29 protein-coding genes, 1 tRNA gene and 1 pseudogene are annotated in these 26486 nt (G+C 66.2%); 23 read left to right on the plus strand and 8 right to left on the minus strand.

The features are described 5' to 3' along the window. Positions 1 to 53 precede the first annotated feature (53 nt). Both BJY14_RS19900 and BJY14_RS19905 read left to right on the plus strand, forming a co-directional pair. Positions 54 to 485, plus strand: coding sequence for a hypothetical protein (locus BJY14_RS19900; RefSeq protein WP_179844998.1), 432 nt, complete (start codon positions 54 to 56; stop codon positions 483 to 485). 137 nt (positions 486 to 622) lie between these two features. Continuing rightward, positions 623 to 711, plus strand: a tRNA-Ser gene (locus BJY14_RS19905). A gap of 163 nt (positions 712 to 874) precedes the next feature. Here BJY14_RS19905 and BJY14_RS19910 read toward each other — a convergent pair. Beyond that, positions 875 to 1684, minus strand: a complete 810-nt coding sequence (locus tag BJY14_RS19910; protein WP_179844999.1) for a site-specific integrase — start codon at positions 1682 to 1684, stop codon at positions 875 to 877. A 139-nt stretch (positions 1685 to 1823) separates the two neighbouring features. On the opposite strand from BJY14_RS19910, the gene BJY14_RS19915 reads away from it, so the two are divergent. From BJY14_RS19915 to BJY14_RS47750, 6 genes are all read left to right on the plus strand, one after another. Then, complete coding sequence (locus BJY14_RS19915) at positions 1824 to 2114, plus strand: hypothetical protein (protein ID WP_179845000.1); 291 nt, start codon at positions 1824 to 1826, stop codon at positions 2112 to 2114. A gap of 190 nt (positions 2115 to 2304) precedes the next feature. Continuing rightward, complete coding sequence (locus BJY14_RS46565; protein ID WP_281382501.1) at positions 2305 to 2427, plus strand: hypothetical protein; 123 nt, start codon at positions 2305 to 2307, stop codon at positions 2425 to 2427. A 9-nt stretch (positions 2428 to 2436) separates the two neighbouring features. Then, the gene (locus BJY14_RS19920; RefSeq protein WP_312879317.1) at positions 2437 to 3624 is read left to right on the plus strand and encodes a JmjC domain-containing protein; all 1188 of its coding nucleotides are present in this window, start codon (positions 2437 to 2439) and stop codon (positions 3622 to 3624) included. After that, on the plus strand, positions 3621 to 4529 hold the full coding sequence (locus BJY14_RS19925) for an aldo/keto reductase (RefSeq protein ID WP_246395993.1): 909 nt from the start codon (positions 3621 to 3623) through the stop codon (positions 4527 to 4529). The genes BJY14_RS19920 and BJY14_RS19925 overlap by 4 nt, the downstream gene beginning before the upstream one ends. Beyond that, on the plus strand, positions 4513 to 5379 hold the full coding sequence (locus tag BJY14_RS19930; protein ID WP_179845001.1) for a hypothetical protein: 867 nt from the start codon (positions 4513 to 4515) through the stop codon (positions 5377 to 5379). The genes BJY14_RS19925 and BJY14_RS19930 overlap by 17 nt, the downstream gene beginning before the upstream one ends. Positions 5380 to 5494: 115 nt before the next feature. Next, complete coding sequence (locus BJY14_RS47750; protein ID WP_179845002.1) at positions 5495 to 5803, plus strand: WD40 repeat domain-containing protein; 309 nt, start codon at positions 5495 to 5497, stop codon at positions 5801 to 5803. Positions 5804 to 5879: 76 nt separating this feature from the next. Here BJY14_RS47750 and BJY14_RS19940 read toward each other — a convergent pair whose 3' ends face one another. Continuing rightward, the gene (locus BJY14_RS19940) at positions 5880 to 6179 is read right to left on the minus strand and encodes an NIPSNAP family protein (protein ID WP_179845003.1); all 300 of its coding nucleotides are present in this window, start codon (positions 6177 to 6179) and stop codon (positions 5880 to 5882) included. A 234-nt stretch (positions 6180 to 6413) separates the two neighbouring features. Between BJY14_RS19940 and BJY14_RS19945 the strand changes: the two genes are divergently transcribed. From BJY14_RS19945 to BJY14_RS46575, 4 genes are read left to right on the plus strand one after another with little or no spacing between them, the layout of a single operon-like run. Continuing rightward, positions 6414 to 8228, plus strand: coding sequence for a DUF4357 domain-containing protein (locus tag BJY14_RS19945; protein ID WP_179845004.1), 1815 nt, complete (start codon positions 6414 to 6416; stop codon positions 8226 to 8228). Then, on the plus strand, positions 8225 to 8812 hold the full coding sequence (locus BJY14_RS46570; protein WP_218905513.1) for a 5-methylcytosine restriction system specificity protein McrC: 588 nt from the start codon (positions 8225 to 8227) through the stop codon (positions 8810 to 8812). Before BJY14_RS19945 ends, BJY14_RS46570 begins: the two co-directional genes overlap by 4 nt. Next, positions 8809 to 9144, plus strand: coding sequence for a 5-methylcytosine restriction system specificity protein McrC (locus BJY14_RS47755; protein WP_218905515.1), 336 nt, complete (start codon positions 8809 to 8811; stop codon positions 9142 to 9144). The genes BJY14_RS46570 and BJY14_RS47755 overlap by 4 nt, the downstream gene beginning before the upstream one ends. Further along, positions 9089 to 9466, plus strand: a complete 378-nt coding sequence (locus BJY14_RS46575) for a 5-methylcytosine restriction system specificity protein McrC (protein WP_281382318.1) — start codon at positions 9089 to 9091, stop codon at positions 9464 to 9466. The genes BJY14_RS47755 and BJY14_RS46575 overlap by 56 nt, the downstream gene beginning before the upstream one ends. Positions 9467 to 9791: 325 nt before the next feature. On the opposite strand, the gene BJY14_RS47275 is transcribed toward BJY14_RS46575, so the two are convergent. Then, the gene (locus BJY14_RS47275; protein WP_376770048.1) at positions 9792 to 11060 is read right to left on the minus strand and encodes a caspase family protein; all 1269 of its coding nucleotides are present in this window, start codon (positions 11058 to 11060) and stop codon (positions 9792 to 9794) included. Between the two features lie 138 nt (positions 11061 to 11198). Continuing rightward, positions 11199 to 11354 (minus strand): annotated as a pseudogene (locus tag BJY14_RS47760) (translation initiation factor IF-2 N-terminal domain-containing protein); the annotation flags it as partial. 156 nt (positions 11355 to 11510) lie between these two features. Between BJY14_RS47760 and BJY14_RS47765 the strand changes: the two are divergent. From BJY14_RS47765 to BJY14_RS19985, 6 genes are all read left to right on the plus strand, one after another. Further along, positions 11511 to 11849 (plus strand): effector-associated constant component EACC1, encoded by a 339-nt coding sequence (locus BJY14_RS47765; protein ID WP_376770049.1) that lies wholly within the window; start codon positions 11511 to 11513, stop codon positions 11847 to 11849. 418 nt (positions 11850 to 12267) lie between these two features. Continuing rightward, the gene (locus tag BJY14_RS19965; RefSeq protein WP_218905517.1) at positions 12268 to 13035 is read left to right on the plus strand and encodes an SMODS-associated NUDIX domain-containing protein; all 768 of its coding nucleotides are present in this window, start codon (positions 12268 to 12270) and stop codon (positions 13033 to 13035) included. Between the two features lie 1595 nt (positions 13036 to 14630). Beyond that, positions 14631 to 15200, plus strand: a complete 570-nt coding sequence (locus BJY14_RS45345; protein WP_246395994.1) for a hypothetical protein — start codon at positions 14631 to 14633, stop codon at positions 15198 to 15200. Between the two features lie 137 nt (positions 15201 to 15337). Next, on the plus strand, positions 15338 to 16078 hold the full coding sequence (locus BJY14_RS19975; protein ID WP_179845008.1) for a hypothetical protein: 741 nt from the start codon (positions 15338 to 15340) through the stop codon (positions 16076 to 16078). Positions 16079 to 16989: 911 nt separating this feature from the next. Then, positions 16990 to 17433 carry a VOC family protein gene (locus tag BJY14_RS19980; protein WP_179845009.1) on the plus strand — a complete coding sequence of 148 codons (444 nt, stop codon included), beginning with the start codon at positions 16990 to 16992 and terminating at the stop codon, positions 17431 to 17433. A 9-nt stretch (positions 17434 to 17442) separates the two neighbouring features. After that, positions 17443 to 17781, plus strand: a complete 339-nt coding sequence (locus BJY14_RS19985; protein ID WP_179845010.1) for a hypothetical protein — start codon at positions 17443 to 17445, stop codon at positions 17779 to 17781. A gap of 137 nt (positions 17782 to 17918) precedes the next feature. On the opposite strand, the gene BJY14_RS19990 is transcribed toward BJY14_RS19985, so the two are convergent. Next, a complete protein-coding gene (locus BJY14_RS19990) occupies positions 17919 to 18152 on the minus strand; it encodes a hypothetical protein (RefSeq protein ID WP_179845011.1) in 234 nt (77 codons plus the stop codon). 219 nt (positions 18153 to 18371) lie between these two features. Between BJY14_RS19990 and BJY14_RS19995 the strand changes: the two genes are divergently transcribed. The 4 genes from BJY14_RS19995 to BJY14_RS20010 all read left to right on the plus strand — a co-directional run bounded on the left by BJY14_RS19995 (position 18372) and on the right by BJY14_RS20010 (position 21422). After that, complete coding sequence (locus BJY14_RS19995; RefSeq protein ID WP_179845012.1) at positions 18372 to 19391, plus strand: AF_0692 family protein; 1020 nt, start codon at positions 18372 to 18374, stop codon at positions 19389 to 19391. Then, positions 19379 to 20077, plus strand: a complete 699-nt coding sequence (locus BJY14_RS20000; RefSeq protein WP_179845013.1) for a YqeB family protein — start codon at positions 19379 to 19381, stop codon at positions 20075 to 20077. The genes BJY14_RS19995 and BJY14_RS20000 overlap by 13 nt, the downstream gene beginning before the upstream one ends. Before the next feature lie 251 nt (positions 20078 to 20328). Next, positions 20329 to 20919 carry an ASCH domain-containing protein gene (locus BJY14_RS20005; protein ID WP_179845014.1) on the plus strand — a complete coding sequence of 197 codons (591 nt, stop codon included), beginning with the start codon at positions 20329 to 20331 and terminating at the stop codon, positions 20917 to 20919. Positions 20920 to 21008: 89 nt separating this feature from the next. Then, positions 21009 to 21422: a hypothetical protein gene (locus BJY14_RS20010; RefSeq protein ID WP_179845015.1), complete on the plus strand. Its 414-nt coding sequence runs from the start codon at positions 21009 to 21011 to the stop codon at positions 21420 to 21422. Positions 21423 to 21459: 37 nt separating this feature from the next. On the opposite strand, the gene BJY14_RS20015 is transcribed toward BJY14_RS20010, so the two are convergent. From BJY14_RS20015 to BJY14_RS20025, 3 genes are all read right to left on the minus strand, one after another. After that, complete coding sequence (locus BJY14_RS20015) at positions 21460 to 22212, minus strand: alpha/beta fold hydrolase (RefSeq protein WP_179845016.1); 753 nt, start codon at positions 22210 to 22212, stop codon at positions 21460 to 21462. Between the two features lie 3 nt (positions 22213 to 22215). Continuing rightward, a complete protein-coding gene (locus tag BJY14_RS20020) occupies positions 22216 to 23148 on the minus strand; it encodes a sigma-70 family RNA polymerase sigma factor (protein WP_179845017.1) in 933 nt (310 codons plus the stop codon). A 97-nt stretch (positions 23149 to 23245) separates the two neighbouring features. Next, positions 23246 to 24688, minus strand: coding sequence for a non-reducing end alpha-L-arabinofuranosidase family hydrolase (locus tag BJY14_RS20025; RefSeq protein WP_179845018.1), 1443 nt, complete (start codon positions 24686 to 24688; stop codon positions 23246 to 23248). A gap of 357 nt (positions 24689 to 25045) precedes the next feature. Here BJY14_RS20025 and BJY14_RS20030 point away from each other — a divergent pair, with 357 nt between their 5' ends. After that, complete coding sequence (locus tag BJY14_RS20030) at positions 25046 to 26461, plus strand: endo-1,4-beta-xylanase (protein ID WP_179845019.1); 1416 nt, start codon at positions 25046 to 25048, stop codon at positions 26459 to 26461. Positions 26462 to 26486 lie beyond the last annotated feature (25 nt).

Genomic DNA, 26486 nt, shown 5'->3' on the forward strand with positions numbered 1-26486 from the left:
ACCTGGGAGGGTGTAGCCCGTCCGAAAGCCCGACCCCCTGAAGGAGAATCCCCATGCGCATGTCCGCCACCAAGCTGGTCGGCGTCCTCGCCGTCGGTGGACTGATGCTCGGTTCCACGGGCTGTGGCGCGGTCGACGCCATCGCCGGCGGGAAGAAGAAGACCGCCTGCAAGAACATCGAGACGGAGCTGCGGAGCTTCTCCACCAGCGGCATGTCGATGTCGTCGCCCAGCGGTGCCTCGGCCACCGCGCAGAAGTTCGCGGACACGGCCTCCAAGGTGCGGTCCGAGGGACAGAGCGCCGGCGGGGACGTCGAGACCGCCGCGACCGCGTTCGCGGGCGACCTCGACGAGACCGCGTCGATGCTGCGGCAGGTGCAGTCCGGCAGCACGACCCCGCGCCAGCCCGACCTCGCGGGCATGCGGCAGCACGGCAACGACCTCGCCGAGGCCTGCGGATTCACCGGGTTCCGGCTCGGCGGCTGACGACCGGCGCGATCCGCTCCCGCGGCCCCGGGAGCGCGGCGCTAGGACGTGTTTCCAACTATGCTGTCGGAGCCGCGGGTCAGACTTTGCCGGTTGGCTCGCCGAACCGGTAACCTGTCCTGGGCCTGACGGCTCCTGGAGGATTCGCCTAGTCCGGTCTATGGCGCCGCACTGCTAATGCGGTTTGGGTGCAAGCCCATCCGGGGTTCAAATCCCCGATCCTCCGCCCACTGACCAGGGACTTCGTCCAAGATTGCGATCTTGAGCGAAGTCCCTGTCGCGTTCCAGATGTCCGTTTCTCCTGGCCTGGTGTGCACATGGTGTGCACGGGAGGTCGGCGGAGTGCCTTCGTGGCCGGACGATGCGAGTGCTGACCGACTCGGCTTTGATTACCCTGCGTGTTGGCCGCGCCGGTTGCGTCGGTCCGCAAGCGAGATCACGTTGGCGGCGTCAGGTGTGCTTTGCCGCGTCCTACGAGGGACGACCGCAGCCACCGCCTCGGCGGCTGCCCGGGACACCTCGGGGAGCACCGACGTGTAGGTGTCGGCGGTGAAGGAGTGGCGGGCGTGGCCGAGAGTCTCGCTGATCACTTTCATGTTGACGTTGCCGAGCAGGGCGAGCGTCGCGGCTCCGTGCCGTAGGTCGTGGAAGCGGATCGGCGGCAGCGGCTCACCTCCCGTCGCCACCTGGACGGCGCGAACAGAGATCCGGTGGTGACGAGCGATCCTGTCGATGGCCCAGCCCTCCACGGAGTGCTTGGCCTGGACGAGGGCGTACTTCCTGATCAAGTCTTCGAACCGTGTGGAGATCCACTGGGGACGGAGCCGTGCCCCGTCCTCGCGAGTGAAGACCCGTCCGGAGTCCGCCCACACCTCGGGGCCAGCGGCGGATTTTTCTCGTTCCTGAACGGCCCGCCAGTCCAGCAGTACCGAGATGGTCGCCTCGTCCAGCGCCACGGTGCGCTCGCCGGCCTCGGACTTGGTGTCGTCGTACTCGTCGGCCTGGCTCTCGGAACCAGGACGCGTCTCACGGACTGTCAGCGTGCCCGCACCCTGGAGGTCGGTGTCCGCCCAGGCCAGTCCCGCGACCTCGGCACGACGCAGCCCACGGAAGGCGACCAGGTGGAAGAGGGCGTACAACCGCTCGTCCACGATGAAGTCGAGGAAAGCGCCCGTCTGGGCGGGCGTCCAGACCATCACCGGCCCAGGTACCTTGCCGGTCTCCTGCCACCGCTGGACGCGTTCGGTCGTCCAGACGAGCGGCTTCGCCCGCCTCCCCAGTTGGATTCGGGCTGAAGGCGAAGGAACCGGCTGGGGCGAGGCCGAGCAGGAGCCGGGCTTGATCGGGGAGTTGCAGGCCGTCTGCGATACGGGTGAGTACCTCGATGTCGGAGACGCGGCCCTGGCGAGTACCCCGCACCCAGTTGCAGATGTCAGAGCGATCATGCTGGGTGAGCAGGGCCAGTTGAGTCTGTGTGCACTCGGCGAACTGATCGAGGAAGAGCCGGAAAAGCCGACCGACATCACGGCGGGTGAGGGCGTGCGCGACGTCTTCTCGGCACCAGAAACCCACGGGGACCGATCCGGGGTCGAAGTACCTACGCCTGGTCACGTCGCTATTCATCCTTGACTCGCCGAAGACCCCCTGTCAGAGGGTAGCGGCGCGCAAGCCGCAAGCCATGGCGATCAGCGAGACGAGTCCGTGGGTCGGTCCCACGGGAGCAAACCACGGCTTCGTTCACTGTTCCGATCTCGCCGAGGGACACAAGGCGTAGCCCGACAGCTCCGCCGATCGGAGCGGAGCGGGAAGGGAGATTCCAGTGGACAACAGCAAGGCAGGCGGCCTGGTGGTGGCCGTGGAGAAGATTGTCGCGGCGCGTGGCCGCGCCACCCAGCCGTCCGACGGTGGGTCCACCGGCAAGTCCGACCTCAACGACGGCTGATCGACGATCGTGATCGACTTGATCGTCGAGGTTCTGGGCGGGGACCGGTTCCTCGCTCAGGACCTGGGCCGCGCCCACCGGGTCTATCCCGCATCGTCCGCCGACCGAGACCGGTTCGCCGGTCTGCTGGCTTGGGCGGCACTGAACCAACTCCTTGACACTCATCGGCTGGAGCCGCCGCGTCTTCGGCTGTCCGCCGACGGTGCCACCATCCCGGCGTCGGAGTACTGCCAGCGCCGGACGTACCGGCGTATGCCGCCGTGGGAAGCTCCGCAGCCGCATCTCGTCGCTGAGCAGCTCCGCAACGGCGCGACGCTGGTTCTGGATGCGATCGAGGAAATGCATCCGCCGATTGGTGCCATGGTGAGCACGCTCGAGCGCCATCTCCGGACGGGCGTGCAGGTCAACGCCTATGCTTCTTGGACGGCGCGAGAAGGCTTCGGCGTCCACTGGGACGACCACGACGTCATCGTCCTCCAGGTATCGGGAGCCAAAGGCTGGCGGATCTACGGCCCCACCCGTCCCGCTCCGCTGTATCGAGACGTCGAGTTCGACGACACACCACCCGAGCATCCGATCGATGAGTTCGTCCTCCAGGCCGGGGACGCCTTGCATGTCCCGCGCGGTTGGTGGCACGCCGCTGCCGTGTCCACCGGACAGCACTCGCTCCACCTGACCTGCGGGCTGGGCACGCACACCGGGGTCGACCTGCTGTCATGGGTGGTGGACGAGCTACGTGCGCAGCCATCCGTCCGCGCCGACCTCCCGCGCCGGGCCGGCCCGGACGCCCAGGCGGTCTGGTGCCATGAGATGAGCAAGCTGCTGGTCGAACGCCTCAACGACCCTTCGATGATCGATGCATATTTGGCCGCGCGTGATGCCGCCTCCGGGGCTCGCGGCGGCTTCTCGTTGCCACACGCGGTGCACGAGCGGCTCAAGGACGACCCCGATCTACTCGTCCGGCTCGTGACGTCCCGGGCCGTCCTGCACCGCACCGAGCAGACCCTGACCTTGGAGGCCGCCGGCCAACGCTGGACACTCGCATCTCAAGCGACCCCGCTCCTGGATGCGCTCATCTCCGGACGGCCGGCCACGCTCAGCACTCTGGCCCAGGCCGCGAACGTCACCACCGACCAAGCCGTCGACCTGCTCGACCAGTTGTTGCGCAGCGGGATCATCGCCGTGGGCGAAGCATGATGACGGTCCTCGGCCTGGGCACCTACCGATGCCGCGACGTGACCGCCGCCGCCCGCGCCGCCATCGCGGCGGGAGTCACCGTCATCGACACCGCGCCTGTCTACGCGCGAGGCAGCGCACATGCTCAATTGGCCGGTCTGCTACCCGACCGACCTGGGCTGCGCATCTCCACCAAGGCGGGCCACATGACCCGACACCAAGCCCAGGCCGCTCGACAGGCGGGCCTCATCACCTCCGAAGAGGCTGCCGCCTGCCACTCCATAGCGCCCGCCTACCTTCGACATCGCATCACCGCCAACATCACCGAGGTGGGCCGCGGCCGACTCGATCTGCTGTACCTGCACAACCCCGAACACGGCGCCCACGGAGACCGAAGCCGACTACTCAAGCGGATCACCCAAGCCTTCACGATCTTCGAGGAAGCCGCCCACCAAGGCGACATCGCCGGCTACGGCATCGCCACCTGGAGCGGCTTCACCAGCGGCGCCTTCACCGTTCAAGGCCTCGTCACCGCAGCGCGACGAGCGGCGGGTAGCACCCGAACCCATCTGCGGGCGATCCAACTACCCGTCAACCTCATCGAACTCACACCCGTTGCCCAAGCCCTCCACGGCGCCGGTCCCGTGGCGGAGGCCTCCGGGGCCGGTCTGGAGGTGTGGGCCTCTGCCCCACTGAACGGCGGCGAACTCATCGAGCTGGTCACTTCCGACCTGGCCGAGTTCATCAGGCCCGGGTCCTCCCGGGTCGTCGCGACGCTCGCGGTAGTGGCCTCCACGCCTGGACTCACCGGAGCCCTGCTTTCGGCGTCAACTGCGGCACACTGGCGAGAAGCACTCAACGCCTTCCAGCGTCCAGCCATTCAACTCCCGCATCTCCAGGACATCTGCCGTGTTCTTCGAGCCTGACGATCCCGACATCCGCGAACGGATGCACGCCGCCTTCGCCGGCGCGACGATCCGGCTCGACTGCGCACCCAGCCACGGCGCAACCGAAACCTGGGGCCATAGCGGAAGGACCATCGGCGCCCCCGTCACAACGTCCTCCGAAAACGCCTGGCTCCGAGTGCTCGAAGCACCAGTCGGTAAGGAGGGCGGAAAGTTGTGGACCGGCACTCAAGAAGCCGCTGCCACACTTCCGAGAGAGATCCCACGCCCCCGGCTGCTGGCTTCAGCCGACTGGGTCAACGAGGGGTATGCCTACCGAGCCGAGCTCAGCACCTACGTAACGGCGCCCGTCTGCTCCCCGACTCCGGACCTCACCCAGCACATCGCCCTGCCCGACGCATGGTGGTCCCGATTGCAGCGGGCTACGAGCACGGTCGCCGCCACACCGGTTCCGGACAACCGCCCACGCGTCATCAGCCAGGACTACGTACACCGCACCATCCCTCGCTATCTCGGCGAAGCAGGCGTCGACACCACCGTCCACCACTGGACCCTCGCCCACGGCGACCTCCACTGGGCCAACCTCACCAGTCCGGAACTGACCATCCTCGACTGGGAAGGCTTCGGCCCGGCCCCCCACGGATTCGACGCCGCCCACCTATACGCCTACACCCTTCCCGTCCCAGAACTGGCCGCCCGTATCCGCGACACCTTCGCCGACGTCCTGGCAACACGCGAGGGGCGGCTCGCCGAACTCACGGTCGCAGCCATCCTCCTTCAGGCCGCCGACCGCGACCCCATCCACGCCCGGCTCGCCCCTCAAGTCCGAGCACATGCACAGTGGCTGCTGAAGCACCATCGCGATTCCTGAGTTCCCTGAACGCTGCAGCGCGAGCGAGGACGAGCGACGCGTCCTCACTGCTTCGTGGAGGCCCGGCTGCGGGTCACCGACGTATGGGAGGGAACGCCCATCACGCAGGGCGCGCATGAGGCGCTGTTCCGCCAGTGGGCGGCGCTGCGTCTGGGACACCAGCACCGGCGATCAACTGGTCGTCCTCGACGCCCACGAGGCCCGCGTCGCCGGCGTGGCCTGGTCACCCGACGGCTTCATGATCGCCACTGCGTCCTACGACCGCACCGTCCGTCTGTGGGCGGGAAGGACCTACGCCGAGATCGGCGTCCATCGCGGCCCGGTCGTCTCCGTCACTGGACTCCGGACAGCCAGACCGTCATATCCGCCTCCTTCGACGGCACCGCCCGGCTCTGGCCCTTCGACGTCGACCTCGACGCCTTGAAATCCAAGGCCGGGACCCGCGTGTTCCGCCCCCTTGCGCGAGAAGAACGCCTCGCCCACCTGCTCCCCGAGCCCGATCAGTAGACCTGCTCGACCACCCGCACGTCCCGATCGACCAGGTACTCGGACGGGTCCAGCCCCATCGCCTCCCGCTCCGGCGACGCCCAGTACCGCTGGTTCGCCTCCTCGAACGTCTCCTCCCCCTCGTACCAGATCACCCACACGAACCGGCTGCGCTCATGATCAAGCCAGGCACCCCCGATCCCGAATCCCAGCTTCAACCGCAGCGGCATCACCGACTCCCGCCATCTGGCCGCCCACTCCTCAAGCAGGCCTTCCCTGATCGTGTACGTCCTCAACTGGACGGTCTTCGGCACGATGCCCCCTCTTCCACCTGGAATCCGCAGCGTCGGCTAACACCCGCCGCAAAACTCACACAACCATGACCCCGTCCCGTCAGGCATCTCGACCTGCAGCCCTGGCGGGCGCCTCGTGGGCGGTACCTCCATATCCAGTCCTCTCCCTTCCCAGTGAAGGGCTCATGACTGTCCGGGAGCGGTGTTAGGTTGGCCGCGCCTATCAGCAGCCAGTGCACAGGAGGAGGAAATCCGATGGCCGACAACAACCCTAAGTTCCATCTGCGCCTGCGGAACGGCGGCCCCCTAGCGCACGGGCGGCTGCTGAACGAGCGGGGGACGAAGAACAGCCGAAAGTTCAAAGTGCTCGCCGGGTCCCTCGCACGTCCCGACACCGCGCCGTTGTTCCATGAGACTAACGCGGCCTCAAACCGAACTCGCGAAGAGCTGATCAGCGAAGGTGCGCTGGTGACGTCCACGAAGTGGCCTGATTACCTCGAGGCGACCCGTGACATCACCTGCAACTCCGCATCGGCGGCCGCGGAGATCCTTCTCGGCCGCAACTCCAACGGACAGGTGGTCTGGAAAACCCCGGAAGGACATCCGCTCGGGGACTACATCGCCCGGGAGGGATGGGGGCGGAGGCGCACGTGGCTCGTCCGAGGGGCGCACGCGTCCGACACCGATATCGTCCAGCGACTGTGGCTGACGGAGGGATACGTGACTCTCGCCGCAACGCGGCTCCAGCGGGCGAACCTCAAGCAGGGAATGAGCAAGGATGCGCTGCGCCGTCTGGTGGAAGACGCCTACGAGTCCACATCGTCCTACAGCCGGCGTAGTCAGCTGGTCGAGGCGTTCCACATCTTTGTGTCCAGGATGAAGCCGGGCGATGCCGTGTGCACCCTCTCCGAAAATGGGTTGTACGTCGGCGAGATAACCGGCCCAGTTGGACATGTCGATCTCGGGCCTGGCCGGTTGAACTTGCAACGCCAGGTGGAATGGCGAAGCACCAAGCACCCTTACGAAGAGCTGCCCGAGGAAGTACAGCAAAAACTTTCAATCCAGCACAACGTCGCGGACATTACGTCAGTCCAGGCCATCATCGATGGGCTCGGCCGGAGCGATGAGGACCTCGCGGACGAGGCGCAGGAGACAGTAGATGGTGCGGTTCCCGCGCTCGCCGCGCGCCGGGAACTGGAACTCCCGGAGCCAAGCGGAAAACTCGCGATGGAGCTGCTCATCCACGACGCAGCCTGGCTGCGCGAAGTCCGCGACCTGCTGTGGGACGAACGGCAACTCATCTTCTACGGGCCGCCAGGCACCGGCAAGACCTACCTCGCACAGAAGCTGGCGGAGTTCCTCGGTGGCGGGCGGGAGCAGGTCAAGCTGGTGCAGTTCCACCCGTCCTACGCCTACGAGGACTTCTTCGAGGGATTCCGGCCGCAGGAGGACCCCGACACCCGGCAGGTCGCGTTCCGGCTGACGGCCGGCCCCCTGCGCGAACTCGCTGACCTCGCCTCCAGTGAGGGCAACCGGCACGTCCCGCACTTCCTCATCATCGACGAGATCAACCGGGCCAACCTGGCGAAGGTGTTCGGCGAGCTGTACTTCCTGCTGGAGTACCGCAACCGGTCGGTGCGGCTGACCTACTCCAACGACGACTTCGCCCTGCCCCCCAACCTGTTCGTCATCGGCACCATGAACACCGCTGACCGGTCCATCGCACTCGTGGACTCCGCGATGCGCCGCCGCTTCGCGTTCGTCGAACTGTCCCCCCGCACCGAACCGACCAAGGGGATGCTGCGTCGCTGGCTCGCCGCCAAGGAACGTGGCACCGAGCCCGCCGACCTGCTGGACGAACTGAACCGCCGGATCCCCGACCCGGACTTCCAGGTCGGTCCGTCCTACCTGATGAAGCCGGGCGTGTACCGCGACGGAGGGCTGGAGCGCACCTGGCGCACCAAGATCCTTCCGCTGTTGGAGGAGTACCACTACGGAGAGGACGTGAAGGTCGAGCACAGGTACGGCCTTGAGTCCCTGCGCGGCTCGATCACTCCGCCACAGGCATGACGGACATCGCTCTCACCGAGCACGGGGCGGCACTGTCGCTGCCCTTGTCCGAAGCACTCGGCCAGGCCGTGGCTGCCTCACGCGTGGTCGAGGCCGCGCCGGATCCGGACGCGTCCGGACGGTGGCGGGTGAGGGCCGCGGGCAAGGTCGGAGTCGCGACCGTGACTGCACACGGCGGCGAGACCCTCACCATCCGGATCACGCCGAAAGTACCGATCCGCCGCTTGCTCTTCTTGCTCGGGTACGCGCTCGACGCCAAGGGCTGGCGAGACGAGGACGTGGCCCTCGACGCGGAGCCCGAACTCCTGCCCGCACTCGCACGTCTCTTCGAGCAGCAAGCTGACCGGGCCCTCCGCCAGGGACTTCTTCAGGGGTATCGCACCACCGAGGAGACCTCCCTGGTCATGCGCGGGCGACTGCGAGAGGCCGACCAACTCCGGCGGCATCACGGTGAGTTCCCCGCCCTTGAGATCGTCCACGACGAGTACACAACCGACATCGCCGAGAATCGGCTCTTGCGAACCGCCACCGACCGCCTCCTCCGCTTGCGGTGTGTTTCGAGGAATCTGCGCGGCCGACTGTGAGGCTGCGTGTCCGGCTGGCCGACGTCAGCCCGATCGGACGGGGCCACGAACCACCGGTGTGGCGCCCCACGCGGTTGAACGTCCGGTACCAGCCTGCGGTGCGTCTCGCCGAACTCGTTCTGCAGGGCATCTCCGTGGAGCACCGGGCCGGAGACATCACCGTCAGCGGCTTCCTGCTCGACATGGCACGCGTCTTCGAGGATTTCGTCACGGTCGCCCTACGCGAGGTGCTCAAAGCGAGCGGCGGCTACTGCGCACTCCAGGGCCTCCCACTACCTGGACGAGGGTCAGGCGATCCGGATCGTGCCCGACTTCGTCCACTACACCGATGACGGCGCCCCGCAAGCCGTGGCCGACGCTAAGTACAAGGCCGAAAGACCCGATGGCTTCCCCGACGCGGACCTGTATCAGATGCTCGCCTACTGCACCGCCCTCCACCTCCCGGACGGGCACCTCATCTACGCGAAAGGCAACGCCCCGCACGCAGCCCACCGCGTCCGCCACACCGGCATCACCATCCACCAGCACACCCTCGACCTAGACCAGCCGCCAGCTAGCCTGCTCGACGACGTCCGGATCCTCGCCTGGCGCCTCCTGCCACGAACATCACGGACGGCGCAGAGCCTGCACCCTGTCGCCTTTGGGCACGGGTGAATCGATGCGTGCCCTCAAATGCTTGCCGCGATCGAGGACAAGTCCTGAAGGATCCGATTGATCAATTCCCCCAGTAGCCGGCTCTCTGCAAGGCCGGACTCAAGCGTGAAGGGGGTCAACCACTCGCTGGAACCGCCAGTGGACTTCGGGATCGGGCCAGGACGGTTCCAGTGCGAAAGGGCGTGCCAGCTGATCTCCCCGGCCCGCCACCCTTCCGCGATCTTGGGGGGTCCTCGCTTCGGGAACGAAGCTCGTGCAGCAGCCGCCAGCGGTCCATGGGGACGGGATACCGTACGCCATGCTTCGGCCGAGCGGGTTCCGGAGCCTAGTAACTTGCTCGGTTTTTCACCAAGGCCAAATCAGCGACGGTGTCGGTGCCTTGCTGATGCGGGAGAGGATAGTTTCTCATTCGCAATGAATGGGTCAACGGCGCATAAATATCGGCGATCCTAAGCAACGGCCCGGCATTAGCTACGCCACTGGAAAGGATACGGATAAGTTCCCCAGAAAAAGCAGTGTATCTATGATTCTTGGGTGCGCGAGCTGTGCGATTCGGCGCAGTGGCCGCCAGGGTATAAGCTCCTGCCACATCGAGTTGACCAACGAGTGCCGAGCTTTGGTCCGCCATAGCCTCCATTGCCCTTCCCGCGAAGCAGCAGTCGAGGATCACGATACGGCTCCTAGCCGGACTTTCGAGCATCATGCTTCTAATCCATTGGTAGGGGAATGCGCTGAATCTAGGCTTCATGGCGCGAGATTCACGCAATGCCAGAAAGAATTCCCCATCAGCCTCCAGAAGGCCGTGACCGGAGAAATAGAAGAGCAGAGCGTCTTGAGTCTGCTCAGCGATTTGCGATATGACGCCACCGTCGTTCAGTTCAGGATTCAAAATAGTGTGTACACGATCTCCGGCGAATCCCCCGAAGCGCGGATCACTCAGAGCGCTCGCCAGCTGCGTCAAGTTATTTCTCACCGCAGGCAATTCGTGCAGCGCCGGATCTTTGTATCTTGCTGCTCCCATGAGGATGACCGATGACTTCCCTCGGTCCGGGAGCCGTCCCCGCATGGTGTTTTCCTGACGCCCACTACGGGACTTGTCGAGCCCATTCTTCAAACGCCTACCTTCGCGCAGAGAAATGGCATATTGAATACTCTTGCGCAACAGGGCGCCATTTTCATCGAGTTCGTTTACCCCAACAACATCCTCAAACTTGCACGCCTCGGCGACTTGCCTAATAGCGATACTGTACGGGTCGCCGAGCAAGATCGCAGGCGGTCTGTTCTGGAGAGCGCTCACCTCATAAACATCCTGATGATCCATTTTGGAATCTAGTCGAAATAGAAGGATCATACAGGAGATTGAGTTCAGCCTTATGTTGCCCGAAGTGACTTCGTATAGATCTGCCGTAACCGTCTGGAACCCTAGTCCGTCAAGCAGTCGTTTAACGACCTTTAAGCAAGGATTTTCAGAGTTAACCAAGAGCACTTGCTGTTGATCGAGAACAGCATAGCTGACTGCAGGAATGGATCGATGGGGTGGAGGTTTGACGGTCAGGGATTTGTGACGATGAGCCGCACTCAGTTGATTCACCATTTGAGTGTCCAAAGTCGAGTGCTCCGAGTAAGCTCCTTGGCCCCATTCTGTCAACGTCGAAAGGATTGCTTCGGCACTCACGTTCAGTCGACCAGCTAGTTCGTATACAGTGGGCTCATTCTTGTACAACTCGGGGTTGTGCTCGAAATCTGCAGCAAGCCTCTTCGCAATCGGGGCATCAATCACACTGGACGCCGATCTGACGTGCTCCCCCATTTCCGCTAGGCGTCGCATAATGATCTTCGATTCGACGCGGAATTCCTTAGCTAGCTCGTACACCCGAACTTTGGCCACTTGTTCCCCAGAAAAGATCGCGTCGCTACGAGGCGGCTGGTCCCATGAGTCAGTTTAGCCGCGCGCGAGCCGCCACTCGACAGAACGCAACCGTGCCGGACTTTCGCACGTCTAACGTGCAGGACAGCCAAGGCGGGATCGCGGGGTGGCATGAACATGCAGGTAGCTGTGGTTACCGACGAAAATGATCTTCGATCGCTCTACCAGTGGTTGCGCAGAGACGACTCGTTGCGGGGTCTCGAGGTCCACCTCAGCCACGCACCACCGCGACCAGACGACATGGGACCGGTGCCCGCTCTTATCCAGGCCGTGCTAGAGCCGCAGGGTGTTGTCACGGCCTTCATCTCTGGTGTCGTGACCTGGGCGGCCGCCCGCCGGAAGGTCGTTCGAATCCGCGTGCGCGACGGTGAGAAGGAAGTCGAGATCAGCGGAACGGGCATCAAAGACCCGGAAGAGGTAGCAGCGCGGATCGTCCGTGATCTGCATGATTCCTGAGTAAGGAGCCAACATGGCGATCGCGCTGTCATGCCGCTGGTCGCCTGCTGATGTCGTTGAGTTGTACGGATCGGTGATGGGTACGGCCATGGTCCGGCTAGTGGTAGGTGGGCTCGGGCGGCCCGGCCAGTGACAGCGGACGCACCACGGCGAAAGGTCGCGGCGAGCGACTCGCCTGGCTGCGAACCGTAGCGGCCGAGCGACCCCAGATCACGTTCACCGACAGGCCAAGGGTGGCCAAACGGCTGTGATCACGCACTAAAACGGATAGTACTAACCTTGGAAGGCACTGAGCTGCTTGGCAAACTGCGGGCTACCTGGCCAGCGAGCCACAGGGGAAATATTCTAAATCGGACATAAATATCCTGACGCCCGTACTTTCCCGCCTTCCCTCACGCTGCCGGATTGCGAGGAAAAGGTGCTCACTGGTGTGGCGGCGGGGATCCTCGCAACGCTGATCACGGGGGTTTCCGCGGTGTTCTGGCGTAACCGCCGCGATCTCCGCCTACTGTGGGGAGCGGTGCCGTACCGCAGGACGACGCGAGTGTCGGTGTCTGCCCTGCTCCGGATTCGGGACGACGACTTCTGCGTTCTCTTCCACACCCCGTATACGTCAGGTTCCTACGGTCCTCCAGGGGGTGTCTGCAAGTACCGCTCCACGGCCGAGCCTGATTTGGAGAGGATCGGGTTCCGCCCCCAGCGGGTCGCAAGGGAAGGTGACCCTATGCGCGCGGACCTCCGCGGCTTCGTACCACGGCAGAAGTTGCCCGCGTTCGCCCGCTGGGTGCGTAAAGGCGCGGATCGAGAAAGCGGCCCGGAGTGCCTCCGCAGGGAACTAGTGGAGGAACTCGCTGAGATCGGTCATCCGGAACTGGTCTACGGGATCGAGAAGCTGGATTTCATGCTAATCCGCACCGTGGTGGACGGACCCCACCGGGTCCCCGGGCGCGACTACCGCCAGATACGCTTCCACCACGTTTACAACCTAGTGACGAATGACAGCCGCGCGGTCGAACTCCGCGAACGACTGCTCGAGCTCGGCCGTGATGGGAGCGAGGAATACGTCATCTGCGCGTCGGGTGATGACATCATCCAAGGCCGTCAAGGTGATCACCTGATCGGGTCGCACACGGCTTTCCTCATCGGGGCTCGCAAGGTTTGGGGGGAGCTGCCTTCCATACGCTGATCCGGTGACCGACTCGATCAATGGGGGGCCGTGCATACGAACGGCGTCAATGAAGGACCAGCAGAAAGGCGGGCTCACCCTCGTCCGGGCGACCACCGCGACCGGCCGAGTAGCGCGATCATGTGAAGGCGGTGTACGGAGACCTCGTCAAAAGTCAGCATCAAGCTCACAAAAGAGCTGCTCGACGGGCCCATCGACGACCTGCATGCGCCGAGCGCGGAGCGCGCGGGCAGACCAGGCGATGCAAGCCACGAACGTTCTGGCCGCTTCCTCCGCGAGATCAACACAACCGTGCGTATCTACCCACAATGGGACGAGAGTCTGCTCGCAGGCGAAGAGTCGCAGAGGTCGGCATCCACTCTTATCCGCCCAGGCCAACACTCTGCCGGGCCGCCCATCGGAGGCCGGATCTTGATTGGAGACAGAGCCGTACCGGTGAACACGGTGAGTGCTCGCACGACGGGCGGCTATCTTCTATGACCTTACCGGCTGGTGAGCACAGGGTGCGCACGAACTGTAATGGATCACAGGCGATGAGGCGGCATTACACAAGCCGCTGACCTGCGGAAGCGTGGACTTACGAGCACCGTGAATTACCCCAAAGCAAATCTTAAATGACACTGCTAATGCGGTTTGGGTGCAAGCCCATCCGGGGTTCAAATCCCCGATCCTCCGCCACTTTGACCAGGGACTTCGTCCAAGATTGCGATCTTGAGCGAAGTCCCTGTCGCGTTTCAGATGTCCGTTTTTCCTGGCCTGGTGTGCGCGGGATGTCGGCGGAGTGCTTTCGTCGTCGGCCGGTGCGGGTGCTGGCCGTCTCGGCTTTGATTGCCCTGCGTGTTGGCTGCGCCGGTTGCGGTGGTCCGCGAATGAGATCACGTTGGTGGCGTCGGACGGTCTCGGCCTCGACTGGGACGCCTCCGACCGGCGCGGGGACCGGTCCACAACCGACGTCGCCCCCGGACCATCGGCTACGCCCCGGTGGGCGCCGACCTTGCGAGGGGGCGCTACCGGGTGTGCGCGCCAGGGGGCGCGAACGACGGCGCCACCTACACGCTGCGCCTGTGGAGCGCGTGGGCCGCCCATCGCGGCCCCGGCCGGACCGCTTCGGCGTGACCGTGTCACCCGCCGGCGACCGCGTCTGGCTGGACCATCCTGGCGACACCGCCTGCCCCTGAACCCGTGAGCAGCTCTTTCACGGACGTGGGCGGCGCGGTGGTGGCGGTGGGGGACAGCAAGGACCCGGACGATCCGCCGCACCCCACCGACCTCACGGGGAAGACCCCACGCCCGTCCGCCTTCCCCTGTAGGAATTTCCGTCGGATACGCCCCGTTTCGTGGCGCTGGACGCGGCCTGGCAGCAGATGGCCGCCCGGCTGACCGAGGCTGGCGACGACGCCCGCGTCCGCGTGGCGCGGCGAGCTGGTCTTCTTGGCCACTTGTCGTCCCTGGTCGGGCGGGGCGTGCGGCTGTAGCTCTCACGGGGGAGACGAGACGGCACGACCCACCTGGCTGGGGGAGGGATCCGGCCCCCGATCCCGGCAAAGTCGTTCATGCCTGGATCGGGTGCGGAGCGCCACTCTCAAGGAGCCACGATGACGACGACTCTTATCGAAACGGCGTCCGCCGGCGTCCAAGTCCAGCGGGGCGGCTGGAAAGCGGGGTTCCACACCGTGCCGGGTGTGCCCAGGTGGGCGCGCTGGGCGGCGCACGCAGCGGCCCTGACGACGCTGCCGTCGGCGTTGTGGCGGCTGCCGATGGCGTGGGGGTTCGGGATGGGCTTCACCGACGAGGCGATGGTGGAACTGCACGTCCCCGGTTGGGGCTCGGCGTACGTGGTCGCCCTGATCCTGCTGAGTGAGGTCGCATCGTTCGCCACCCTCGGTCTGATCCAGCCGTGGGGGGAGCGGTTCCCCCGCTGGATGGCGTTCGTCGGCGGCAGGCGCGTGTCGGTGCGGTTCGCGGTCACCACCGCGACGTTGGGGGTGGTGGCGGTGCTGCTGTACGCCGCCGGCTACTTCTACACCTGGACGCATCGCAGCCCCGGATCCCCGACCGGCGCATGGGCGTGGCTGATGAACGCCTCGTTCGCACCGGTCGTGCTCTGGGGCCCGCTGCTGATCGCGGTCACCGTCCACTACTACCGGCGACGCCGCGCGGCCTGACCGGCTCTCAGCATGGACCGGGCCCACGCCCGGGAGCTTCGACGCCACCGCCCTGCTCTGGCCGTGTCCGCGGACTCGATCCCCTCCCCTGCGTCACCGCTCAGTGTCGAAACATCAGATAGAAGGAGAACCTCCAGATGATCGTGAAGCGCGCACGCAAGGCTGCTGTCCTTGTCCTCGGTGTGGGCGTAGCCGCTGCGGCCGTGGTCGCCACGACCACAGGGGCGGTCCAGGCCAAGACCAAGCCGAACAAGCCCAGGGTCGCCAGCGTCACCGGGTCCGGCGAGTTCCGGATGACGTTCCTGCCGAAGGACGACAAGGACCGCCGCTTCTTCACCTTCGACGTCCGTCAGGCTCCGTTCACTCACCACCGCGTTCTCCCCGGCGGGGCGACGATCACCGGGTCGCCGAACGATGCGACCGGCACGGTGAAGATCAAGCACTACTTCGCTCCGGGGAAGCGGACCTTCTACGCGATCGGCCGGGCCGACTCGCTGATCACGTCCCCGGGCTACGCCACGATCACCGCCGAGATCGTCAAGACGTGGTGCGTCGAGGACACCCCGACCCCCGAGGGCTGCGAGGGCCCGCCATGGGTCGGTATGACCAAGGGTTTCAGCGTCTACGACGCCGGCCGGGACCACGGTGGCAAGCCAGGCCGGTCCAAAGACAGGATCGGGATGTCCTGGGAGTACGCCAACATGCTCGTCAACCCTCAGGGTGAGACCTACGAACCCGACCAGGTCGGCACCGCGATGGCACCGGCCCCCGTTCTCCCCCGTCCTGTCCGGCGGGTTCACCGTCGTCCACAAAGACCTGGCGGTGCCGTCGAAAGCCGACATGCCGCAGCCACCCCAGCAGTGACGACGCAGGGCTGAAGCCACAGGATGACCGGAGCGCCCAAGCCTGGACTCTCCGGTCATCCTGCGGGGGTTGGCCCGTTGATGGGCCCGCCATGTCGATATGAATCAGCACTGGTCCCGCCCTTGGGGCTTCGTCAGGGACGCGACCACGGACTTCTCGACACCTGTATTCGTACGACTTCGGACCCCGCGTGGCTAGGCCGTGGAAGAAGCCAACGGCGACGAGAGGAGAGCCGCGAGCGCTCTCCCGCTCCATTGTGGTGACACAGGCCGGCATTGACCGCGCCGTGGTGTCCCCCGCGCTTCGCGGGTGGATGCGACGGGTGAAACCCTCAGAACGCTATGACACCTGGCATCCAGAGATGATGTCCTCTTCTGCCGATGAGTGGTCCTGGATGGTCGGTGGTAGGCTGCCAGGTGAATCGAGAGGTGCTCGCCGCGTGGTTTGCCGCACTCAACTCGGGCCGCACGGAAGTTCACCCATTCGCTGGCCTCAGTTGCCGGAGCCGCTGGTATTCCGGATACGGCTCAACCAGTCCTTCGACGGGCACGCCTCACAACTTGGCGAATTGAGGGCAGGGTTCCAGAGGAGAGCACCCCTCCTTGGCGCCTCGCACTTAACCGATGCTACGCGGCGAGGCGGCCACGTCCCCGAGCGGGCAAATGTCGCAGTGGTCGGCGAGACGAGCACTGCGACGGTTATCGAAGTCGCGTATTGCGAACGCTTTACCAATGACGATTTTCTGCTCTATCGGGCATGCAGGCTGGACAGGGGTGCGGGCGTCACCTCGGTGTTGAGAGGTCGAACCTCTCGACCGATGATGGTGGCGCGTGTCCTTTGAGCTCGGGGTCGTACGTGCAGCTGCTCTTAGGCGACCGGCTGACCGAATGCTTCAATTATCTTCAGGCTGCACAGAAAGGCATTCATGGGATTTTCACCGCGCTTCGACCACGTCGGTATCACCGTTGCCGACCTCGATACCGTGACGGCGTTCTTCGTCGGCCTCGGCATGGAGGCCGATCAGAAGATGGCCGTGGAAGGCGAGTTCCTGGACACGGTGATCGGCATGACCGGCGCTGCCACCGAAATCGTCATGCTTCGACCACCTGGCGGTGGAACGACGTTGGAGCTTTCGAGTTTCGTACGGCCTGATCACCTCCCGGGTTCACCAGCCGCACCGGCCAACGAACTGGGCCTGCGCAACGTCGCGTTCGAGGTCCAGGACCTGCGGGCCGCCGTCGACCAGGCCGCAGCCGACGGCTACGGGCTGGTAGGAGGCATCGGCGAATACGAGGGTTTGTGGCGGATGGCCTACGTCCGGGGACCTGAAGGAATTATCGTCTCACTGGCCGAGCGCATCCAGAATTAAGGAGACATCATGAGCACAACGGTGACCGACGAACAGATCCAAGCTCTGGCTTCGACCGCGAAACCCTACAGCCTGGCGCTCCTGCAGTGGACACCGGAGCGAACCATGAACGGCGCGGATGCGATAGAGCTCGAGCATCAGCGACGCATGGTCTCGCTTCGTGCCGACGGGGTGATCGCCATCCTCTGCCCAGTCGCCTCCGACACCGTGGCAGGCGTCGCGATCATGACCGTGGCGGCCGAGGAAGCCGCTGAGATCATGGCCGGAGACCCCTGCGTCCAAGCCGGGATGATGCGCTGCGATGTACATCCGTGCCACGGTTTCCCCGGAGACGCTCTCCCCGTGTGAACGATCCGGTCAGGTAGAAGTGCATTTCACCAGGGCGAGCTCGGCTCGCGTCACCCGCTCATGCCGCCGGCTGGACGTTCGATGGCGATGCTGAACTTGGACACGCGACCTGGGTGCCGGCCCCCGGCATCAGACGATCAGGACGCTGGGATCATGTCGTCGATCAGGGTGGATCGGTCCCCCGTCGCGAAGGCGACCTGGAAGTCGCGTCGGAGCCCGATGGCGCTCACGTAGAGGTACGGGGGCCGGTACCAGATCAGGTACTTGGCCTTGCGGAGCGCATCGTTGCCGCGGCCGGGCGCGTTCGCCTCAACGCTCTCGCGACCGTTGACGCCGATCCGGTCGACCTGGGGATGAGTCTGTGCCGGCATCGCTGGTTCGGTGCCGCGCCGGTTCCGTTGCGAGTCGGACGACGTTGTTGGTGCGCTGGATGACTGCGCTCGGTTGGGCTCGTTGCTTGCACTCGTGGCTGCCTGGTGGACGTGGGGGCGTTCGGGCTACCAAAGCCTGAACACGTATCGACCTTTGAGCGGTCGGCGATCGCCTTTGGGCGGCTGTCGGCGGGGAGGCGGGCTTCTAGGTTCGAGATCATGGATGTGGAAGTCCCCGGCCCGCCTTCGCTGCCGCGCCGGATGGCGCTGGTGGTGGCGCTGGTGCTGCTGTCCCCGATCTGCGCCGAGTACCTCATCGGCTACGACCAGATCATCGGGCGTCCGCTGGAACTGCTCGCCGGGCTGCTCATCCTCGCGCCGCTCTACGGAACCGTCGCGGTGCTCATTCGCGAGGCCGCCCGCCGCACCGGCCGGGGCTGGGCGACGATCGTGCTGCTGAGTGCGGCGTTCGGGCTCGTCCAGGCGGGGCTGATCGACCAGAGCCTGTTCAATCCCGACTTCGTGGACGAGCCGTCCTGGGACCGTGACCGGCTGCCGACTCACATCCCGGAACTAGGCCTCAGCGCAAAGTATCTGCTGGGCTTCGTCGCGGGCCACGTGATCTGGAGTTTCGGCGCCCCCATCGCGGTCGTCGAGGCGTGCGCGCCGCGCTACGCGGGACGTCCATGGCTCGGACGGACCGGTATCACGACGATGCTCGTGTTGTACGCGCTGGGTGCGGCGATCATTTTCAGGGAGCACACCAGGGACTTCATGGCGAGCCCGGCGCAACTGGGTGTCACCGCGGCGAGCGCCGTGCTGCTGGGCATCGCGGCGTTCGCTCTTCCCCGCCCGTCCGCGCCCGTGTCGGGCTGGGTTCCCCCGCCGTGGCTGGTGGGATGCGGCGCCGTGATGCTGTGGGGCACCGGACAGTTGGCGCCAGCGTCCTGGACGGGGGTGGCGCTGGCGGCGCTCGCCCTCGCTGTAGCGGCCGGATGCCTGATTCGGTACTCCGGTCGCCGCGGCTGGAGCCACCGGCATGTCCTGGCGGCTGGTGGAGCCGCGCTCGTGGTCAACGCGGCGCTGGCCTTCGTGGTCGAGCCGCTCGGTGAGACGTCGTATCCGGCCAAGTACGCCGTCAACAGCGTCCTCCTGCTGGGCGTGCTGCTCCTCCTGACCCGCATCGACCATCACCTGCGCCGGTCTGAGGGGATCGTCGCGCCGTCATGGAGGTCCTGACCATGCCTGCTTCCACCACGCTGGCCCGCTCGGTCTGGGCCCAGGGGGCGCTGTGCGCGGCGGCGGCGGTGCTGCTGGGCGGCGTCGCCTGGCTGCTCGATCCGCTGGCGAACTGGCTGGTGGGGCTTGATCGGGCGCCGATGCGGGTCCCTGCCGAGTTGCTGGTCTCCATCCCCGAGCCGTGGCTCGGCGTCGGCCTGGTCGCCCTGGGGGCGCTCGCAGGGGCGGCCTTGATCTTGTTCGATTCCCTGGAGCAGATCTCCGTCACCGTGTCCGGCGAGCGGGTGATCTTGAAGCGGACGGGCCACGTCCAGGAGATCGTCCGTGAACGGGTCGGCCACGTCTTCCGGGAGAAGGACCGGCTTGTGCTGCTCGGCCTCAAGGGCGAGGAGATCGCCCGGGAGAAGTGCGACTTCAGCGCCCGGCGCCTGGCCGCCGTCTTCACCGAACACGGTTACATGTGGGTTGCCGCTGATCCGTACGACGATGAGTTCCGGATCTGGGTCCCCAAGACTCCGGAACTGCCTGAACTGGCGAACGCACTGCTCGCGGCCCGCGCGGAGGCCCTGAAGTCCTCGCCTTCCGGCGACTCCGTCAAGGAACTGCGCCGCGAGCTGGCACGGAACGGCATCGTCGTACGGGACAAGGGCGAGCAACAGTACTGGCGCGGCCCCGGCCGGCGGTGACGGAGCGGCCGGCGCCCGCTCATTCGTTCCCGTGCCGCGTCCGGCGGGGCGGTCTCACGAGCCGGACGCCGATATCGCGCGGGTGGTGACAGTGCGTGGGCGCGGGCTGGTCGCGATCGTGGCGGGCCCGGAACGATCACTTGGGGCCGGACGCGTCGCGGTCCTGCGGAAGGGGAGCGGGGCGCCTTGTGGCCTTTCTTCGGTGTTTCCGAGGAAGATTGCAGGAGAGGCGTATCACCCGGGAGGGGACGATGCTGTTCAGGCGGGAGGTCCTTGAGGGGATCGCGGGTGGGCGGATCGACCGGGTCTTCCGGGTTTGGGGGAAGCCCCCGGTTCGCTCGGGGAGCACTCAGCGCACCTGGGCGGGGATCATCGTCATCGATTCGGTCACGGCCGTCTCCCCGGAGGAGATCACCGAGGAGGACGCCCTGCGTTCGGGCTTCGACGACCGCGCGGCGCTGCTCACCGCCCTGTCCAAGAGCACCAAGGAGGGCGGCTACCACCGCGTCATGCTCCATCTGGGCCCCGACCCCCGAGCGGAGCTGGCCGCGAACGCCGACCTGACCGACCAGGAACTGGCCGATCTCAAAACCTCCCTGGACGCCGTCGACACCCGCAGCCGCCGCGGCCCCTGGACCCGCGAAGTCCTCCGCCTCATCGAGGAACACCCCGGCCTCCGCGCTCTGGACCTGGCCGAACGTCTGGGCCGCGACAAGCTTCCCTTCAAGGCCGACGTCCGCCGGCTCAAGGCCCTCGGCCTCACCGAAAGCCTGGAGACCGGTTACCGGCTCTCCCCGCGCGGCGAGGCCCTCATGGCCTACCTGCGGTCTCTGACCGAATGATCTGCCTCGGAGGCAGGTCACAAGGTGTTGGGGGTATGGGTGCGTTCGGGGTGGTTCGGCGGTAGGGCGCCGTGGTAACCATGGCGAGCATGAGCGAGACGCCCATTCCATACGCCGGCGGTCGCAGCGGGCCCACACGGATCCTGCAGCTCCACACGCGCCGCGGGGTGATCGCCAAGGCCGGCGTCACCGTCGGTATCGACGGTGCCCACTACCACCAGCGCTGGGGAAGGGCGGCGTTCGAGATCCCGGCGGACAAACCGGTGCACGTTGCCGTGTCGCAGGGAGGCGGCCAGATCGGCGTCGCCGCCACGGTTCTCACCCCCGAGCAGCCGTCTGAGCTGGAGTACCGCGGGCCCGCCGCCCTGTATCTCTCGGGCGCCATCGGAGCTCCCGGCACGGTGAAGCAGCGGGGCTGCCTGCTCCAACTCGCGATCGTCGCTCTCGTTCCCCTCATGGCGCTGGCGCTCGTGATGGTGATCGGCGTTCTTCTGTCCCGGTGACCGCCGAACCTGGCTCTGATGCCGCACCCTTCTAGGGCTACTTCGCTTCGGGGGCGCGTGCGATGGGCATGTATGTCGGGGTTGCGTCGGTGGTCAGGAATGCCAGGACCATCGCGCGGACCGCTTCGGCGTGTTCCATCAGGAGTAGGTGGCTGGCGTTGGGGAGCACGGCCAGTTCGGCGGTGGGCAGCGCCCGGTAGAGGGCCACCGTGTGGTCGAGCGTGACCAGGTCGTCGTCGCCGGACAGGACGAGGGTCCGGGGCGTCACCGCGCGCAACTCGGCCGGGTCCGGGCTCGGCTCGGTCGCGGCCGCGTGCGCGATCTTGCCGATGACGACCGCGAAGTGGTCGCGGCCGTCGGGCGACACCTCGGCGTAGGCGTCGACGAGCTCCGCGGGCATCTCGCCGTCCGCCGACGGCTTGAAGATCAGTCCTTCCAGGTCGTAGGCCGTGCTGATCAGGACGAGGCGCTCGACCAGGTCAGGGCGGCGCGTCGCCACCCGCAGCGCCACCGTCCCGCCGGCGCTGTAGCCCACCAGCCGGGCCGGGCCGCCGACCACATGCTCCAGGAACGCGATCGTGTCCTGCGCCATGAGCTCCATGGTGATCGGGCCGGGGGCGTCGGGCGTGCGGCCGTGGCCGCGGCGGTCGGGCAGGTAGGTCGTGAACGTGCCGGCGAGCCCGTCGAGGTTGCCGGTGAAGCAGCGGCCGTCGGTCAGCCCGCCGTGCAGGAGCACCACCGGGTCGCCGCTGCCGCGCTCGTCATGCCACATGTGAACGATGTCGGTCATGCACTACATACGGGACAGCGGCCCCGGAGTCATCGGCAATCCGAACAACGGGAACAGGGAAGGTTCGAGGTAGGTCGTCGTGTTCGTGATCAGTCCGTCGCGGAGATCGATGACGACCAGGCCGAACGCCTTGCCGTCCCGGTACTGCGCGAACGCCGGCGATCCGTTGGCCGCTGTGCGGACCAGCCGGTCGTCGGCACAGGCACCCCCCGCACCCAGCAGGGCGGCGCGGATCGCCTCCCGGCCGCTGAGCCACCAGGCGAACGGCGGCATCGACATGGTGGCGTCCTCGTGGAGCAGCGCCACCAGACCGTCGACGTCGTAGGTGGTGAACGCCTTGACGTACCGCTCAAGCAGGTCTTCGTCGACCTCGCCGCTGCCGCGTGTGCGAGCGGACAGGGTGGCACGTGCTCGTTGCAAAGCGCTGTTGACCGCGGCCGGGGTGCTGTCGAGCAGCCCGGCGACCTCTTCCGTCGTCCAGCAGAGCACCTCACGCAGGATGAGGACGGCCCGCTGGCGCGGTGGGAGGACTTGCAGGGCGGCGACGAACGCCAACCGGATCGTTTCACGACCGGCGGCCAATTCAGCCGGATCACCGTCCACGGGCAGGACGAGCCGGTCGGGGATCGGCTGCACGAAGGCAGCGGCTCCCAACGGCGCGCCGAGGTACGCGCCGGCGGGTGAGGACGGGCCGAGATCCATCGCCAGCGCGCGCCGCTGGACGCTACGGGTCATGTCCAGGCAGACGTTGGTGGCGATCCTGTGCAGCCAGGTGCGCAGACCGGCTTTGCGCTCATCGAAACGATCGGCGTTCTTCCAGGCGCGGAACAGAGTCTCCTGGACGGCGTCCTCAGCCTCGGCGGCGCAGGCCAGCATGCGGTAGCAGTAGCCGGTCAGGTCGACCCGGTGCGCTTCCAACCGTTCCTCGAAGGCCACGGGTCCACAGTATTCAGGGTTCGCCCCCTGGCCAGCAGGCGGCGGTGGCTGGGCGGGCCCGGCCTGTGGCCGAGCCCGCCACGCCCGTGTCGTGCCGTCAGCGCTGCAGCGTCAGGAGGCCCGGACGGTAGGGAAAGAGGCCGTAGTCGCCGCCGGAGTTGGGGCTGCGGCCCTGGTAGAGCAGTTGCAGATTGCAGGGGTCGACGGTGAAGGTCTGGTCGGCGCTGGTGCGGATCAGTTCACCGTGGCTGATGTCGTTGGTCCAGGTGGCGCCGCTGTTGGCCTTGCCGGCGAAGGGGTTGCCCTCCGTCGCGGCCTGCGGGGTCCACGAACCGTTCAGGCTGGTGGCCGTGAACGAGCGGAAGTAGCGGCCCTGCGAGCCGATCGCCTCGACGATCATGAGGTAGCGGCTCTGGCCCTGGAGCCTGTAGACCTGGACGGCCTCGAACAGGTTGTTGGTCGAATCGCTCATGACCACTGTCGAGGTCGTGCCGAAGCTTCCCGGGAAGTTCCCGATCGGCATACCGGCCCGATAGATCTTGCCATTGTCACCGGCGAAGAAAAGGTACATGTTCGTGCCGTCGCCGATGAGCGTCTGGTCGATCGGTCCCGTTCCGGAGCCGGAGATGCTTCCGGAGAAGAGCACCTGTTGCGACGACCAGCCATTCGGGTTGGTGGGGTCACTGGACGTCCGGTAGGAGAAGGCCGTCCCACCCCACTGGTAGGCGAGCACCCAGATGTTCTTCGGCGCGAAGTAGAAGAGCGTGGGCGCGACGGTGGGATTCGACATCGTGTTCTGGCCGGCCGAAGCCATCTCCGACCAGTTGGTGAACAGGCCGAAGTTCATCGACCCCCATCTCGTCCCAGTGTCGTGCGTCGTCGCGTAGACGAGATTCCTGCCGTTGTAGGGGGCGACGGTGAAGTCCTTGAGCGACACCCATCCCGACTTGGGCTGCGCCAGCGGGCCCGTCGATGTCCAGCGGTAGCTCGACGGAAGATCACACGAAGGAGTGGTGCCGCCGCCGACCGGGACGAGTTGCCACTGCTGGTTGGCGCCGCCCCAGTCGTCGTACTGGACGATGTTCGCGTTGTCGGCGGTGGAGCCGCCCTGTACTTCGAGGGCCTTGTTGCTGTGGCGTGAGACCAGTCGCACGTGGCCGTCCGAGCTGTCGGCCAGCCGCCACTGCTGGTTGGCGCCGTTCAGGTCGGCCCACTGGACGATCGAGCCGCCGTTGGCGGTGGAGAAGTCGTAGACGTCCAGCACCTTGCCGGAGTGGCGGGACCTGATGCGGTAGTAACCGTCGCCGGAGTCGACGAACTGCCACTGCTGCTGGTTCTGATCGTTTCTCGTCCACTGGGTGATGCGGGCGCCGTCGCCGGTGGCGAGGTTGTAGACGTCGAGGGCCTTGCCGCTGTTGCGGTTGACCAGGACGTACCACTTGTTCACATCCACTGTCGCGGCTTGGGCGGGCTGCGGGTTCAGCACGGACATGAGCACCGAAAGCAGGAGCGATGCCAGCACCGCACCGGTCCTCAACATGACCTTCTTCCTTCCATTTGGAGCGGATGTTAGCGCTAACAATTTCTTCGAGCGGGACCTTCTCTCCATCGGCGGTCGAGGGGGTGGCGGTGGCCGGAGTAAATAACAGGCGGAAAGGCACCGTCAAGGGTCCCGGACCTTCGAAAACTTTCGAAGTCGAGGCGGCTGCCGGATCGCGAACCGATGATCGAGCATTGGCCGTGGAAAAATGTGAAAACTATTGACGAGTTCTGCGGGGGCTCGCACACTGAGCCCGCGACGCCCTGGTGGTGTGTGCGTTCCCGCGAGGGAGCGCGGCGTCCTTTTCACGGCTGTGTTCCGTGCTTCCACCCCTCGTTCATTCATGGAGGAACAGACGTGCGTACGAACGCCATGAACAGGTTCGGGGTCCGCAAGCGGGCCCTTCTCGCGGGCGCCCTCGGGGTGCTCACCGCGGCGGCCACCCTGGTGGCTCCGTCTCCGGCGACCGCCGCGGAGAACACGCTCGGCGCCGCCGCGGCGCAGAGCGGCCGCTACTTCGGCACCGCCATCGCCTCCGGCAGGCTCAACGACTCGGCCTACACCACGATCGCGAGCCGCGAGTTCAACATGGTGACCGCCGAGAACGAGATGAAGATCGACGCCACCGAACCCCAGCGGGGCCAGTTCAACTTCAGCTCCGGCGACCGCGTCTACAACTGGGCGGTCCAGAACGGCAAGCGGGTGCGCGGCCACACCCTGGCCTGGCACTCCCAGCAGCCCGGCTGGATGCAGAGCCTCAGTGGCGGCAGCCTGCGGCAGGCGATGATCGACCACATCAACGGCGTCATGGCCCACTACAAGGGCAAGATCGCCCAGTGGGACGTGGTGAACGAGGCCTTCGCCGACGGCAACTCGGGAGGCCGCCGCGACTCCAACCTGCAGCGCACCGGCAACGACTGGATCGAGGTCGCCTTCCGCACCGCGCGCGCCGCCGACCCGTCCGCCAAGCTCTGCTACAACGACTACAACATCGAGAACTGGAGCTGGGCCAAGACCCAGGGCGTGTACGCCATGGTCCGCGACTTCAAGCAGCGCGGTGTGCCCATCGACTGCGTCGGCTTCCAGTCCCACTTCAACAGCGGCAGCCCCTACAACAGCAACTTCCGCACCACCCTGCAGAGCTTCGCCGCCCTCGGCGTCGACGTGGCCATCACCGAACTGGACATCCAGGGCGCCACGGCCTCGACCTACGCCAGCGTCACCAACGACTGCCTGGCCGTCTCGCGCTGCCTCGGCATCACCGTCTGGGGCGTGCGCGACACCGACTCGTGGCGCTCGGAGCAGACGCCCCTGCTGTTCGACGGCAACGGCAGCAAGAAGGCCGCCTACACCTCGGTCCTCAACGCTCTGAACGGCACCTCGTCGCCCCCTACCGGGTCCGGGGAGACGATCAAGGGCGTCGGTTCGGGCCGCTGCCTGGACGTGCCCAACGCCGGCACCGCTGACGGCACCCAGATCCAGCTGTGGGACTGCCACGGCGGCACCAACCAGCAGTGGACCGCCACCTCCGCGGGCGAGCTCAGGGTCTACGGCGACAAGTGCCTGGACGCCGCAGGCACCGGCAACGGCGCCAGAGTCCAGATCTACAGCTGCTGGGGCGGCGACAATCAGAAATGGCGCCTCAACTCCGACGGGTCCATCGTCGGCGTCCAGTCCGGCCTCTGCCTGGACGCCGCCGGCACCGGCAACGGCGCCCAGATCCAGCTCTACTCGTGCTGGAACGGCAGCAACCAGCTCTGGAGCCGCGCCTGACGCGACAAGCGAAAGGTGAATCGAT

Origin of the sequence: Actinomadura luteofluorescens (genome assembly GCF_013409365.1) — a bacterium.
Classification (GTDB): domain Bacteria; phylum Actinomycetota; class Actinomycetes; order Streptosporangiales; family Streptosporangiaceae; genus Spirillospora; species Spirillospora luteofluorescens.

Coding starts and splice junctions, on each gene's coding strand:
- BJY14_RS19900 (WP_179844998.1), top strand. CDS start 54: ATGCGCATGTCCGCCACCAAGCTGGTCGGCGTCCTCGCCGTCGGTGGA.
- BJY14_RS19925 (WP_246395993.1), top strand. CDS start 3,621: ATGATGACGGTCCTCGGCCTGGGCACCTACCGATGCCGCGACGTGACC.
- BJY14_RS47750 (WP_179845002.1), top strand. CDS start 5,495: ATGAGGCGCTGTTCCGCCAGTGGGCGGCGCTGCGTCTGGGACACCAGC.
- BJY14_RS19945 (WP_179845004.1), top strand. CDS start 6,414: ATGGCCGACAACAACCCTAAGTTCCATCTGCGCCTGCGGAACGGCGGC.
- BJY14_RS46570 (WP_218905513.1), top strand. CDS start 8,225: ATGACGGACATCGCTCTCACCGAGCACGGGGCGGCACTGTCGCTGCCC.
- BJY14_RS47275 (WP_376770048.1), bottom strand. CDS start 11,060: ATGGTGAATCAACTGAGTGCGGCTCATCGTCACAAATCCCTGACCGTC.
- BJY14_RS47765 (WP_376770049.1), top strand. CDS start 11,511: ATGCAGGTAGCTGTGGTTACCGACGAAAATGATCTTCGATCGCTCTAC.
- BJY14_RS45345 (WP_246395994.1), top strand. CDS start 14,631: ATGACGACGACTCTTATCGAAACGGCGTCCGCCGGCGTCCAAGTCCAG.
- BJY14_RS19975 (WP_179845008.1), top strand. CDS start 15,338: ATGATCGTGAAGCGCGCACGCAAGGCTGCTGTCCTTGTCCTCGGTGTG.
- BJY14_RS19980 (WP_179845009.1), top strand. CDS start 16,990: ATGGGATTTTCACCGCGCTTCGACCACGTCGGTATCACCGTTGCCGAC.
- BJY14_RS19985 (WP_179845010.1), top strand. CDS start 17,443: ATGAGCACAACGGTGACCGACGAACAGATCCAAGCTCTGGCTTCGACC.
- BJY14_RS19990 (WP_179845011.1), bottom strand. CDS start 18,152: ATGCCGGCACAGACTCATCCCCAGGTCGACCGGATCGGCGTCAACGGT.
- BJY14_RS19995 (WP_179845012.1), top strand. CDS start 18,372: ATGGATGTGGAAGTCCCCGGCCCGCCTTCGCTGCCGCGCCGGATGGCG.
- BJY14_RS20000 (WP_179845013.1), top strand. CDS start 19,379: ATGGAGGTCCTGACCATGCCTGCTTCCACCACGCTGGCCCGCTCGGTC.
- BJY14_RS20005 (WP_179845014.1), top strand. CDS start 20,329: ATGCTGTTCAGGCGGGAGGTCCTTGAGGGGATCGCGGGTGGGCGGATC.
- BJY14_RS20010 (WP_179845015.1), top strand. CDS start 21,009: ATGAGCGAGACGCCCATTCCATACGCCGGCGGTCGCAGCGGGCCCACA.
- BJY14_RS20015 (WP_179845016.1), bottom strand. CDS start 22,212: ATGACCGACATCGTTCACATGTGGCATGACGAGCGCGGCAGCGGCGAC.
- BJY14_RS20025 (WP_179845018.1), bottom strand. CDS start 24,688: ATGTTGAGGACCGGTGCGGTGCTGGCATCGCTCCTGCTTTCGGTGCTC.